This window comes from Nocardia brasiliensis NBRC 14402 (assembly GCF_000308475.2).
GTDB classification, from domain to species: Bacteria; Actinomycetota; Actinomycetes; order Mycobacteriales; family Mycobacteriaceae; genus Nocardia; species Nocardia brasiliensis.
In genome coordinates, this window is the sequence record NZ_BAFT02000112.1 from 217021 (window position 1) to 231796 (window position 14776).

The 14776-nt window shown below is 69.3% G+C and carries 1 protein-coding gene and 1 pseudogene; both read right to left on the bottom strand.

All coding sequences use genetic code 11. The features are described 5' to 3' along the window. Nucleotides 1-113: 113 nt before the first annotated feature. Nucleotides 114-12347, bottom strand: a pseudogene (locus TY25_RS39230) (non-ribosomal peptide synthetase); the annotation flags it as partial. Between the two features lie 184 nt (nt 12348-12531). Continuing rightward, the coding region (locus tag TY25_RS39235) for a condensation domain-containing protein (protein ID WP_042265300.1) at nt 12532-14776 on the bottom strand (2245 nt) is incomplete at its 5' end.

The following is a 14776-nucleotide window of genomic DNA, read 5'->3' on the forward strand; positions in this document are numbered from 1 at the left end:
CAGCCCGGTGCGACCCCGGGAAAAGGGTAGCGACGAACCACGGGAAACGAGCGCCCGGAACGATTATTCCCTGCCGACGCGAGAATGGTGTCGCGCGCGTCGGCAGGGCATCGTCAGGCCCGGCGAGCGAGCAGAACAGCCAGCTGAGGACCTATCTCAGCCAGCGCTTCCGGCGAGGTCATGAGCGCGTGGGTCACCTCGATCGGTCGATCGACCACCTCTCCCGAGACAAATTCGGTCCAATCGCCCGCAGTGGCGCGAAGCACATCCGTGGGATCGGTGACCGCGGCACTGAAGTACTGGAGTGTGCCGTGGAACACGCCGGGCCGGTGCTCGGCGATGAGCTCGGCCGAGCGGACCGCGCTGCGGTAGATACTGCGCAACCGTTCCGGGGTGATGGCGACCAGCTCCGGCGGGATCATCGCGTGCAACGCGGCCAGCGCCTGATCGCTCAGGTCGTAGACATCGCCCTGGGCCGCGACGAGGTCCGCGCCGAACCCGAGTTCGGTGAGCGCGCCCCGCAGTGCCGTCCGGAAGCCGACGACATCGGGATTCGGGTGGCTGTCCATCATGGCCAGCAGCTCGACCCGCTGGCCCGCGACCTGCAGTTCGGTCGCGATGGCGTGGGCCAGCACGCCGCCGAGCGACCAGCCGAGCAGCCGGTACGGGCCCTCCGGCTGTACCGCCCTGATCTCGGCCACGTAGCGACGGGCCAGCGCGGTGATCGACTCCGGCAGCGCGCCGTCCTCGGACAGTGCCGGGGACTGCACGCCATAGATCGGCTGCGCGGCGGGCAGGTAGCGGGTGAACCCGACGTAGGTCCAAGCCAGCCCGTACATCGGGTGCAGGCAGAACAGCGGTGTCTCGGTGCCGCCGGTGCGGATCGGCAGCAGCACGTTCAACGCGGCGTTGGCGTCGATCTCCCCCGCCGCCCCGGCCTCGATCCGCGCGGCCAGCCCGGCCACCGTGGCGTCGGTGAAGAACCACTGCACGCTCACCGAGCCGCCGGTGGCCTCGCGCAGCCGGCCGACCGCCTGCGCGGCGAGCAACGAGTTGCCACCGAGGGTGAAGAAGTCGTCGTCGAGGCCGACGGCCGGTGCGCCGAGCAGTTCGGCGAACACCTGCGCCACCGCCTGCTCCAGTGCCGACTCGGGTGCCCGGTACTCGGCGGCGCCGGTGAATTCCGGTGCGGGCAGCGCCTTTCGGTCCAGCTTGCCGTTCGGCGTGAGCGGCAGGGCGTCGAGCACCACGATCGCGTCGGGCACCATGTACCCGGTCAGGAACCGGGCCACCTCGGAACGCACGGTCACCGGATCAATTGCCCCTGGCTCAGCGCCGACGACATAGCCGATCAGCCGCTCCCCGTGCGCGTCCGTGCGGACCACCGTAACGGCCTGGCGCACACCGTCGCAGCGCAGCAGCGCCGCTTCGATCTCGCCGAGTTCGATGCGGAAGCCGCGCAGCTGCACCTGCTGGTCGCTGCGCCCGGCGTATTCGAGCTGGGCCTTGTCGCCGCAGTCGCGCCACCGGCCGACATCACCGGTCCGATACATCCGGGAACCGGGCGCGCCGAACGGATTCGCGACGAACCGGGTCGCGGTCAGGCCCGGCCTGCCGAGGTAACCGCGCGACAGCTGCGCGCCGACGACATGGATCTCGCCGGGCACCTCCAACGGCGCCGGATGCAACCGCGGATCGAGCACGTAGGCGTCCAGGCCGGGGATGGCCCGGCCGATCACGCTGGCCGCGTCGCGCACATCGCTCTCGCCGAGCGGCAGGAACGACACGTGCACCGTGGTCTCGGTGATGCCGTACATGTTCACCAGACGGGTTGCCGCACCGTGGCGTTCGTACCAGCGCTGCAACTTGCGCAGATCCAGCGCCTCACCGCCGAAGACCACGTATCGCAGCGCGAGCTCGGCGGGTTCGGCGGCCCGATCCGCCTCGGCCAATTGGTAGAAGGCCGACGGGGTCTGGTTCAGCACCGTCACCCGTTCGCGAATCAGCAACTCGCGGAACTGTTCCGGCGACCGCGAGGTCAGGTAGTCGACCAGCACGACCGAACCGCCGTGCGCCAGCGCACACCACAGCTCCCAGACCGAGAAGTCGAACGCGAACGAGTGGAACAGCGTCCACACGTCGTTCTCGTCGAACCGGAAGAGCGGCTGCGTGTTCGCGAACAGTTCGACGACATTGCGGTGCGCGACACCGACACCCTTCGGCACACCGGTCGAACCCGAGGTGTAGATCACGTAGGCCAGGTTGTCCGGGTGCAGCGGCGCGAGCCGCTCGGCCTCGAGAATCGGCGCATCGGCGAAAGTGGTTGTCTCGTCCAGCAATACCACCGGCAGTTCCCCGGTGGGCACCGCGTCCCGCTCGGCCGCCGTGGTCAGCACACAGACCGGCGCGGCGTCGGCGAGCATGAACTCCAGTCGCTGCGCGGGATAGGCGGCATCGATCGGCAGGTAGGCGGCACCGGTCGCGAGCACACCGAGCAGCGCCACCGGCAGTTCCTCGGTACGCGACATGGCCACGGCCACCAGCGTTTCCGGGCCGGCGCCCTGCGCGATGAGCGCCCTGGCCACCTGGTTGGCCCGGGACTGCAACTCCCCGAAGGTGAGCGCTCGGGCGCCGCAGCGGATCGCGACGGTGTCAGGGCGACGCCACGCCTGCTCGGCGATCAGGTCGGGCAGCGTAGCCCCCGGTACCCAGGCACCGAGCGAATTCCACTCCGACAGCACGAGTTCCCGCTCGCCCGCCGCCAGCACATCGATATCGCCGACCACCACCGCCGCATCGGCGGCGACCGCGGCCAGGACGCGCTGGAAACGATCCGCGAAGTTCTGCACGGTCGACGCGTCGAACAGGTCGGTCGCATAGGTCAGGACCGCCGAGATACCCTGCCGCTCCGGCCGTTCCGCGACGGTGAGCTGCAGATCGAACTTGGCGGGGGTCACCTGCGGATCGATGCCCGCCACGGTGAGCCCGGGTAGCTCCAGCGAGGACTCGGCGAGGTTCTGGAACACCAGCATGACCTGGAACAGCGGATGCCGAGCCGCCGAGCGGACCGGATCGAGCAATTCGACCAACCGCTCGAAGGGCAGGTCCGCGTGGCCGAAGGCCGCGACATCGGTGTCGCGCACCGCGGCGAGCAACGCCTCGAAGGTCGAACCCGGCGCGATCTCGTTGCGCAGCACCAGCGTGTTGACGAACATGCCGATCAGGTCGTCGAGTTCGGCTTCGCCGCGGCCCGCGACCGGCGTGCCGATCGCGATGTCCATGCTGCCGGACAGCCGGGCCAGCAGCACCGCGAGCGCCGCGTGCACCACCATGAACAACGTCGAATTGTGCTGCTGGGCAACCTCATCCAGCGCGCCGTGCAATTCGGCGTCGATCTCGAAATCGAGGGTCGCCCCGCGATAGGACGCGACCGCGGGCCGCGGCCGGTCGGCGGGCAAGGCCAGTTCGTCCGGCAGGTCCGCCAGCGCGCCGCGCCAGTACTCGGCCTGCTGCGCGATCACGCTCTTCGGATCGTCCTCGGCACCGAGCACCTCGCGCTGCCAGATGCTGTAGTCCGCGTACTGGACCGGCAGCGGCGCCCAGGTGGGTGCCGCGCCGCCGGTGCGGGCGACGTAGGCCAGCATCAGGTCCCGGGTGAGCGGGCCCATCGACCAGCCGTCGGCGCTGATGTGGTGGGCCACGAAAACCAGCACGTAGTCGGCGTCGTCGACCTGGAACAGCCGGGCCCGGAACGGCACCTCGGCGGTGACGTCGAAACCGGTGGCGACGACGCGGTATACGGCGTCGGCGACCTCCGCCCCGCTGATCCGCACCGGCGCGAGGTCCACGGTGGCCTCCGGTACCGCGGCGATGGACTGCACCGGGCCGAGTCCGGATTGCGGGTAGGTGGTGCGCAGGATCTCGTGCCGGGCGACCAGATCGGTCACCGCCGCGCCCAGCGCGGCGACGTCGAGGTCGCCGGCCAGCCGGATCGCGGCCGGGATGTTGTACACCGAGGACGCGGTGTCGAACTGGTTGAGGAACCACATGCGCTGCTGAGCCAGCGACAGCGGAATCTGTTCCGGCCGCGGGCCGGCCACCAGCGCCTTGCGGCCGCCGCTGCCCGCATGCTGTGCGACCTTGGCCGCGAGTCCGGCGACAGTGGACGCCTCGAACAAGGTGCGCACGGGCACCCGGGCATCCAGTGCCGCACCGAGCCGAGCCGCGACCTGGGTAGCCAGCAGCGAATTGCCGCCGAGACCGAAGAAATCGTCGTCCGCGCCGACCTGCTCGGCACCGAGCACCTCGGCGTACACCGTCGCCACGATCTCCTCGATCGGCGTCGACGGCGCACGGAAGGCTTGTGGCTCGAATTCGGGCTCCGGCAAGGCTTTCCGGTCGAGCTTGCCGTTCGCGTTGAGCGGCAAGGCGTCGAGCAGAACGAACGCCGAAGGCACCATGTACGAGGGCAGTTCGGTGCCGAGCGCGGATTTCACCGCCGCCACCTCGATCTCACCCCCCGCAGGCACCAGGTACGCCACCAGGCGATCACCGGTCTGCGGATCGGACTTCGCGACGACCGTGGCCTGGGCGATCTGCGGCAAAGCCAGCAGCGCGGCCTCGATCTCACCGAGTTCGATCCGGAAACCACGGATCTTCACCTGGAAGTCGGTGCGGCCCCGATATTCCAGCTCGCCCGCGGCATTCCAGGCCGCCAGGTCGCCCGTGCGATACATCCGCACGCCCGGCTCGAACGGGTTGGCCACGAACCGCTCCGCGGTCAGATCCGCACGACCGAAGTAACCCCGTGCCAACTGCGCACCGGCCAGATACAACTCACCGGGCACGCCTACCGGCACCGGCCGCAGCCGCGCGTCCAGCACGAAGACGTGGCTGTTCCACTCCGGTCCGCCGACCGGCACCGACGCCTGGTCGTTACGACCGACCCGGTGGTGGGTGATCGACACCGCCGCCTCCGTGGGGCCGTACAGGTTGAACAGCTCCACGCGCGGGTAGTCGCGCAGGAATCGCTGTGCCAGCCCACCGGGCAGCGCCTCGCCGATCGCCAGGACCCGCCACAGCGAGGTCGGGAAGTCGTTGTTGGCCAACGCATCCAGCATCGAGGGGACCACATGCAGCGTGGTGACCCACTCCCGCGCCATCAACTCGTTCAGATACACCGGATCCTGATGACCATCCGCAGCAGCGATCACCAAACGACCACCACACACCGCAGCCGACCAGAACTCCCACACCGAAAGATCGAACGTCGCAGCCGTCTTCAACAAAACCGCATCAGCAGCATCCAGACCGAACTCGGTCACCTTCCACTGCAACTGATTCGCAATCGCCCCATGCGAAACCGCAACACCCTTAGGACGACCCGTCGAACCCGACGTGAAAATCACATACGCCGTATTCCCCGGACGCAACACCGCGACCCGATCCGCATCGGTAACCGGCGTGGCAGCGAAACCCTCCAGGTCCAGCTCATCGATACGCACCAAAGGCGCTACATCAGTGACGAACTCAGCCTCGGCGTTCGTCAGCACGCAGACCGGAGCAGCGGTCTCCAAGATGTAGCTCGTCCGCTCCGCCGCATGATCCGGATCCACCGGCACATACGCACCACCAGACTTCGCCACCGCATACATCGCCACAATCAGATCCACCGAACGCCGCAACGCCAGCGCAACCCGCGACTCCGGCCCCACACCAACCGAAATCAAATGCCGCGCAAGACGATTCACCCGCGCATCCAGCTCACCATAGGTGACCTTCTCGCGTCCGCCGTCCGGCAGATCGGTCACCAGCGCGACAGCTCGCGGGTCGGCCGCCACCGATGCGTCGAGCAACGACGCCAAGGTGGCCGACTCGTCGACCAGCTGTTCGGTGGCGTTCCACCGGGCCAGCACCTCGTCGCGCTCGGCCGCGTCGAGCAATTCGATATCGCCGACCGGGGTGGTCGCGTCCGCGACCACGGCGGCCAGGATTCGGGTCAACCGCTCGGCGAAGCCCTGCACCGTGGCGGCGTCGAAAAGATCGGTGGCATAGGTGAAGAAGCCACCCATGCCCGCGGGCACACCGGACTCGTCGTAGCTGTCGCCGACGATCAGATGCAGATCGAACTGCGACACCGCGAGATCGGCGTCCAGCCCCTCGACGGCGAGGCCGGGCAGCTCCAGCGCGGTGCGCGCGATGTTCTGGAACGACAGGCCCACCTGGAACAGCGGATGATGCGCCGTCGAACGCGGCGGATTCAGCACCTCCACCAACCGCTCGAACGGAATATCCGCGTGCGCGAACGCCTGCAGATCGGATTCGCGCTGCCTGCCGAGCAATTCGACGAACGACTCGTCCGATTCGAAGCGGGTCCGGAACACCACGGTGTTGACGAACATGCCGATCAGATCATCGAGTTCACGCTCACCGCGACCGGCCAGCGGTGTCCCGATGGCAACGTCCGAGGAGCCGGACAGGCGGGCCAGCAGCACCGCGAGCGCCGTGTGCACCACCATGAACAACGTCGCACCGTGCGCCCGGCCCAACTCCACCAAACCGGCATGAGTAGCCGCATCGACCCGCACATCGACCCGCGCGCCCGCCATCGACGCGATCGCCGGACGTGGCCGATCAGCAGGCAACTCCAGCCGATCCGGCAGACCCGCCAAGTGCGTACGCCAGAAATCGATCTGTTGCGCCGCAATCGATTCCGCATCGGACTCATCGCCGAGCACCGCACGCTGCCACAACGCGTAGTCCGCGTACTGCACCGGCAACGAAGTCCAACCCGGCGCCTCGCCCGCGGTCCGCGCGGCATAGGCGACCATCACGTCACGCACCAGCGGACCCATCGAAGAGCCGTCCGCCGCGATGTGATGCACGACGACGGCGAAGACGTAGGTGTCGGCCGTGCCGTCGATGCGGTACAGCGCGACCCGCACCGGAACCTCGTCGGTCACATCGAACGGCCGTGCGGCGAGCGCGTAAACCGCTGTGGCCACCTCGGCCTCGGTCAGCACCTGCGGCGTGACGTCCAGCACGGCACTGCTCGGCGGCAGCACCACTTGGATCGGGCCGGCGTCGGTCGCCGGGTACACGGTCCGCAGCACCTCGTGCCGCGTCACCACGTCGCCCAGCGCCGCACCCAGCGCCTCGACATCCAGTGCGCCCGTCAACCGCAGCGCGAACGGCAGGTTGTAGGCGGCCGAACCGGCCGAACCGTCATCGGACTGGTCGAACCGATTGAGGAACCACATCCGCTGCTGTGCCAGCGACAGGGGCAGTTCCGCCGGACGCTCGAGGCTGCCGAGCGCGACCCCGGGGCGACCGTGCACCTGCGAATCGACCACGGCGGCAAGGCCGGCCACGGTCGGCGCCTCGAACAGCGTGCGCACCGGCACCCGGCCGCCCACCGCGGCGCCGAGCCGCGCGACGACCTGGGTGGCGATCAGCGAATTGCCGCCGAGGGCGAAGAAATCGTCATCGGCGCCGACCCGGGTCAGCCCCAGCACCTCGCCGAACACACCCGCCACGATCTCCTCGAGCGCGGTCGAGGGCGCACGGAATTCCCGTGCGGTGAACATCGGCTCCGGCAGCGCCTTGCGGTCGAGCTTGCCGGACGGGTTCAGCGGGAACTCGTCGAGGACGACGATCGCGGCCGGAACCATATAGGCGGGCAGCGTTTCCGCGACGACGGTCCGCAGCTCCTGCGGATCGATCCGGTCGCCCGGCACGGGCACCGCGTAGGCGACCAACTGGTCCCCCAGCGTCGACTGGCTGACCAACGCGACCGCCTGACTCACCGAAGGCTGTGCCAGCAACGCCGTTTCGATCTCCCCCAGCTCGATCCGCTGACCGCGGAACTTGACCTGGAAATCGGTGCGGCCGAGGTAGTCGAGCACCATCTCGTCGTCGGTCTCCGCGCCTGCGGCCTTACGCCACAGCACCAGATCCCCGGTGCGGTACATGCGCTGTCCCGGGCCGAACGGGTTGGCCACGAACCGATCCGCGGTCAGATCCGGCCGCCCGACGTAGCCGCGCGCCAGCTGATCCCCGGCCAAGTAGAGCTCACCGGCCACCCCCTCGGGCACCGGACGCAGCCGGGCATCGAGCACGTAGACCCGGGTGTTCCACTGCGGCAAGCCGATCGGCACCGAACCGGTGTCCGAGCCGTCGGCCGGCCAGTAGGTCACCGAGACCGCGGCCTCGGTCGGGCCGTAGAGGTTGTGCACGTCCGCGTCGGTGACCGCGAACACCGCGTCGACCGTCGCCGGCGGCAGTGCCTCGCCGATCACGAAGATCTGTGCCAGCGTCGGGCACGCGCCCTTCGCGGTGTGTGCCGCGAACATCGTCAGCATCGACGGCACGAAGTCGGTGACCGTCACCGACTGCGCGGCAATGGTTTCGGCGACGTAGGCCGGATCGCGATGGCCGTCCGGGGTCGCGACGACCAGCTTCGCGCCCACCCGCAGCGGCAGGAAGAAGCCCCACAGCGATACGTCGAACGTCGTCGCGGTCTTCTGGAAATAGACGTCGTCGCTGGTCAGCGGATACTCGGCGAGCATCCACACGAGTTGGTTGACGATCGCCGCGTGCGAGACGGCGACGCCCTTGGGCCGCCCGGTGGAACCGGAGGTGAAGATCACGTACGCCGGATTCAGCGGCGAGACGGGGCGCAGCAGCTCCGCCGCGCCGACCGGGCTGCCCGGGAAGGCCGCGAGGTCGGCGTTGTCGAGAGCCACCGTGACCACGCCATCCGGCAGCGCCGCCGCATCGGCGGAAGTCGTGACCACACAGACGGGTTGGGCGGTGTCGAGGATGTGTGCGATCCGCTCGGCCGGATGATCCGGATCCAGCGGCACGTACGCCCCGCCGGCCGTCACGATCGCGTACATGCCGACCACGAGGTCGGCCGAACGCCGAATCGCCAGGCCGACCAGCGACTCCGCGCCCACGCCCTGCGAGATCAGCAGGCGGGCGAGCTGATTGACGCGCTCGTCGAACTCCCGATACGTCAGGGTGGTGTCTTCGTCGGCCACCGCGACCGCGTCGGGATGGGCGCCGACCGCGCGCCGGTAGCCGTCGAGCAGCAGTTCCGGCGCGAGGCGCTGCCGGGTCTCGTTCCACTCGAACAGAATTCGGTCACGCTCGACCAGCGACAGCAGTTCGGCGTCGCCGACCGGGCGGTCGGGGTCGCTCGTCACCGCACGCAGCAACCGGCGCAGCCGGGCCGCGAAGCGCGCGACGGTCGCCTCGTCGAACAGGTCGGTCGCGTAGGTGAACATGGCCGACAGACCCGCGTCCGTGCCCTCGTGCGGGGTCACGGTCAGTTGCAGATCGAATTTGGCTGCCGCGCCGTCCAGTTCGAGCGCCGACGCGGACAGCCCGGGTAGTTCCAACGCGGGCTTGTCCATGTTCTGGAAGAACAGCGCCACCTGGAACAGCGGATGGTGCGCCTGCGAGCGCACCGGATCGAGCACCTCGACCAACCGCTCGAACGGCAGCTCGACATGGGAGAACGCCGCGAGGTCCACCGTCTTGGCGGCGGCGACCAGCTCACGGAACGACGCGCCCGGATCGATCTCGGTGCGCAGCACCAGCATGTTGACGAACATGCCGATCAGGCCGTCCAATTCGGCTTCGCCGCGGCCCGCGACGGGGGTGCCGACGGCGATATCGGTGGTGCCGGACAGCCGGGCCAGCAGGGCCGCGAACGCCGCGTGCACCACCATGAACAGTGAGGCGCCCGTGTCCTGCGCGATCGCGTCCAGTCCGGCGCGAATCCGGGCGTCCACCTCGAACACGTGCACACCGCCCCGTCCGGAGGCCAGCGCGGGACGCGGCCGGTCCGTGGGCAATTCGAGGCGGCCGGGTAGTCCGGCCAGTGCGCTGCGCCAGTAGCGGATCTGCTCGGCCGCCACCGAGGCCGGATCGCTCTCGTCGCCGAGCATGGCGCGCTGCCACAGCGCGTAATCGGCGTATTGCACCGGCAGCGGGGCCAATTCGGGCGCGTTGCCCGCGCTGCGGGCGAAGTAGGCGAGGGTCAGGTCGCGCGCCATCGGCGCCATCGAAGTGCCGTCGGCCGCGATGTGGTGCACCACCACCGCGAGTACGTAATCGTCGGCGCCGACCTCGAACAGCGCCATGCGCAGCGGCACCTCGGCCGCGACGTCGAAACCGGCCACCGCGAATTCGGCCAGCCTGTCCGGCAGGTCGGCGGCCGCGACCCGGGTCACTGTCAGCTCCGGAGTCGCCTGCGCCGCAGGCAGAATCACCTGGTGGCCGGTGCCGTCCAGCGCGGGATAGACCGTGCGCAGGGTCTCGTGCCGCTCGACCAGATCGGCGACCGCCGCACGCAGCGCCGCCACATCCAACGCGCCGGTCAGCCGGATCGCGAACGGAATGTTGTTCGCCGCCGAAGCCGTATCGAACTGGTTCAGGAACCACATCCGCTGCTGCGCGAGCGACAGCGGAATATGTTCCGGCCGTGGCATGCGCGTGAGCGCGGCGCGCCCGCCCGCCCCGGCCAGCGGAGCGAGCCGCGCCGCCAGGGCGGCGACGGTCGGCGCCTCGAACACGGTCCTGGCCGGCACCCGGGCGCTGATCTGCGCACCGATACGGGCCACGACCTTGGTCGCGATCAGCGAGTTGCCACCCAGCTCGAAGAAGTCGTCGTCGGCGCCGACCGGGACATCACTGTCCAGCAGCTCGCCGAAGATGTCGGCGACCAGTTGTTCCCACTGCCCGCTCGGCGCCCGGAATTCCTTGGTCTGCAACTGCGGTGCGGGCAGTGCGCGCCGGTCCAGCTTGCCGACCGGGGTCAGCGGGATCTCGTCGAGCACCGTGATCGCCGTCGGCACCATGTGCGCGGGCAGGCTGCGCTCGGCGAGCGCGACGAGTTCGGCGGTCTCCACCGTGGCACCCGGAGCGGCCAGCACGTAGGACGCGAGAATCGTTGTCCCGTTCTCCAGCTGATGACCGACGGTGACCGCGAAATCGATACTGTCGTGCGCGGCAAGAACGGCATCGATCTCGCCCAGCTCGATCCGGAAGCCACGCACCTTCACCTGGAAGTCGTTGCGGCCCGCGTACTCCAGCTTGCCGTCGGCCACCCAGCGGACCAGATCGCCGGTGCGGTAGAGCCGAGCCCCGTTGGGATCGAAGGGGTTTGCCACGAAGCGGGCCGCACTGAGCGCGGGCCGCTGGTGGTAGCCGCGCGCCACCTGTGCACCCGCGATGTACAGCTCGCCGATGACGCCGTCCGGCACCGGCGAAAGCCGCTCGTCCAGCACGTATTCGGTGACCGCGCGGATCGGCCCGCCGATGGTGACCAGCTCGTCCGGCACCAACGGCGCACTGATATTCGTCATGATCGTGGTCTCGGTAGGCCCGTACCCGTTGAAGAACTCCCGAGTCCGCCCGTTCGCCACCGGAATCACCCAGCGCCGCACCAACTCCGGCGGGCAGGCCTCGCCACCCGCGACCACAACGCGCAACTCGTCCAGTCCGGCGGGCTCGACCGAGGCCAGCGCGGCAGGCGTGATGAACGCGTGCGTCACCCCGTTCCGCCGCAGCAGAGTGGCCAGCTCCTCGCCGCCGAACACCGTCGGCGCCGCGATCACCATCGTGGCCGCGCCACCCACCGCGAGCAACAACTCCAGCACCGACGCGTCGAACGAGGGCGACGCGAAATGCAATGTCCGCGAAGCACTGACGACCTGGTACCGCTCACGCTGCTCATCGCAGAAACTCGACAAACCGGCCTGCGTGACGACCACGCCCTTCGGTCTGCCGGTGGATCCGGAGGTATAGATGACGTACGCCGGATGTTCGGCATGCAGGCGGCCGAGCCGATCGGCGTTGGTGATCGGCTCGGTGGAGTAGCGCTCGAGCGAGCGCAGGCAGGACTCGTCGTCGATGGCCAGCCACTCGACCTGGCCGGGCAGCTGAGCGGCGGCCGCGCGGGTGGTCAGGCCGAAGATCGCACCGGAATCCTTCACCATGTGGTCGATCCGGTCGGCCGGATAGTTCGGGTCCACCGGGACGAAACCGGCACCCGATTTGGCCACCGCCCAGACGGCGGTCACCGACTCGATCGAGCGGGGGATGCCGATGGCGACCAGATCCTCCGGCCCGATCCCGCGGTCGATGAGCAGGCGGGCCAACCGGGTCGACCGCTCGTCCAGCTCCGCGTAGCTCAGTTGCGACAGTGTCGCTGTGGCGTCCGCGTAGGTCAGCGCGATGCCGTCGGGGTTCGCCTCCGCGGCGGTCGCCATCAGCTGGGGCAGCGTGATGACCCGCGGTCGTCGGGTTCTGGCGGGGCGGACACGAGTTGGGCGCGTCATGCTCGCACCAACAGGAGTGCCTCTTTTTCCTTGACGTCCCCCACTACGCGAACCATGAAACTCTGCTCATCCTGCCTGTCGAACATGTGAAGCCACACCACCATCGGGTGTCGGCGTCGGACAACCCGATCTGAGTGACCATAGTCATGTTTTTTGGGGCTTGCACCCCATACCCGTCGGTCTGCTACCCGACGTTCAGAAGATCGCCGAGGGTGGCCACGGTCACCTGCGACCATGCACCACCCGGAATCGGTCCGTCGGCGACCACCACGGCCCGCAGATCTTCCAGGGCCGCCGGGTCAAGGGTATCGAGGCCCGCGGAGTCGGTCAGCAGGTGGCTGACCCATTCGTCCGCGAGCGCCTCGGTCGGCTCGGCGCCGGCCGGGGTGAGCACGATCGCGGCCCCGGACGAACCGGCGGCCACCGCCTCGAGCACCGCGAGTTCGGCGGGCCCGCCGAGCCGGCAGGTCCGTGACTCGAAGGTCAGGTCGGTGCGGGTGCGCAGCCGGTCCACCGCCGCCGCCAGCTCGTCGTAGCCGACGGTGCGAGCCCCGACGAAGGCCGGGTCCGTGCCACGGAGCACCCTGGTGCGGTGCGCGTAGGTCACCGGCCGCGGTGATTCGGCCGCGATCTGTGCGGCCACCGCGCGATCGCTCAGGACGAGCCAATCGATCTCGCCCGACTCGTGCACCCGGGCGTCGGTCAAACCCACCTTGACGACCAGCTGGGCCGGCATCGGGTCGTCGACCGAGGACACCGGAACAACCGCGGCACCGGCCTTGAGCACGGCCCAGGTCGCGACGACGGCGTCCACGCCGCGGTCGAGCCGCACCGCGACACCGTCGCCGGGACCGCAGCCGCGGGCGGCCAGCACCCGGGCCAGGCGCGAGGACCGCGCGTCGAGTTCTTCGTAGGAGACCGCGTCCTCACCGGAGACCAGCGCGGGACCGTCCGGATCGTCCTCCACCACCGCGGTCAGCGCCTGGGTCAGCGCGGTGCCGGTGGTGGTGGGCGCGCCTTCGGCGCGGAACTCCGGCGACGACTCCGCCGCCGTCCGCACCCGCTCGCGCTCCTGCTCGTCCAGCAGGTCGATATCGCCGACGCGTACCTGCGGGTCGGCGACCACCGCGGTCAGAATCCGCTCCAGCCTGCGGCACAGCGCCTGCACCGTCGACTCGTCGAAAAGGTCTGTGGCGTAAGTGATCGCGGTGATCAGCTCGTCCGGCGAGCCGTCCGGGCGGTGCCGCGGATCGACGTTCACCTGCAGGTCGAATTTCGCCGCGATCTCGCCGCTGTCCAACCCGGCGATGGTCAGGCCCGGCAGCTCCAGCGTCGGCTGCTCGTTGTTCTGGAACGACAGCACGACGCCGAACAGCGGGTTGTACACGCTCGCGTGCCCGGGCAGGACCACCTCGACGATGCGCTCGAACGGGATGTCGGCATTGGCGAAGGCCGCCAGGTCGGTCTCGCGGGCCCGATCCACCAATTCGGCGAAGGTCGAGCGTGATTCGACCGCGGTGCGCAGCGTGAGCGTGTTGACGAACATGCCGACCAACTCGTCCAGCGCCCGCTCGCCACGGCCCGCGATCGGCGTGCCGATGGCGATATCGGTGCTGTTGGACTGGCGGGCGAGCAGCACCGCCAGCGCCGCGTGCACCACCATGAACAACGTCGAATTGTGTTCGCGCGCAATCCGGACCAGCGCGGCATGCACGTCGGGCGAGACCGCGAAGCCGGTCGAGGCGCCGCGCATCGAAGGCACGGCGGGACGCGGCCGGTCCAGCGGCAGGGTCAGCTCACCGGTCAACCCGTCGAGCTGCCTGCGCCAGTACGTCAATTGCTGTGCCGCAATGGATTCCGGATCGTCGTCGGTGCCGACCACGGCGCGCTGCCAGAGCGCGAAGTCCGCGTACTGCACCTCCAGCGGCGACCAGCGCGGCGAATTGCCGCCGACCCTGGCGAGATAGGCGGTCACCATGTCCCGGGCCAGCGGCGCGATCGAGGCGCCGTCGGCCGAGATGTGATGCACGACGAGCGCGAGCAGATGCTCGTCCGGCCCGACCGCGAGCAGCAGCGCGCGCACCGGAACCTGCTGGGTCACATCGAATCCGGCCGACAGCAGCGCGGTGATCCGGGCGATCGGGTCGGTGGTCTCGACGACCTCGAGGCCACCGGGCAACGCCTCGCCGACCGAGACGATCTGCTGGTAGGCCACCCCCGACGGATCCGCGGGGTACCGGGTGCGCAGGGCCTCGTGCCGCTCCAGCACATCCGCGACGGCGTTGCGCAGCGCGGGCACGTCGAGCACGCCGCTGAGCCGGATCGCCATCGGAATGTTGTACGCGGGCGAGTCCGGATCGAACTGGTTGAGCACCCACATCCGTTGCTGGGCAAGCGAAAGCGGCACGCGCTCGCCGCGCTGCACCCGG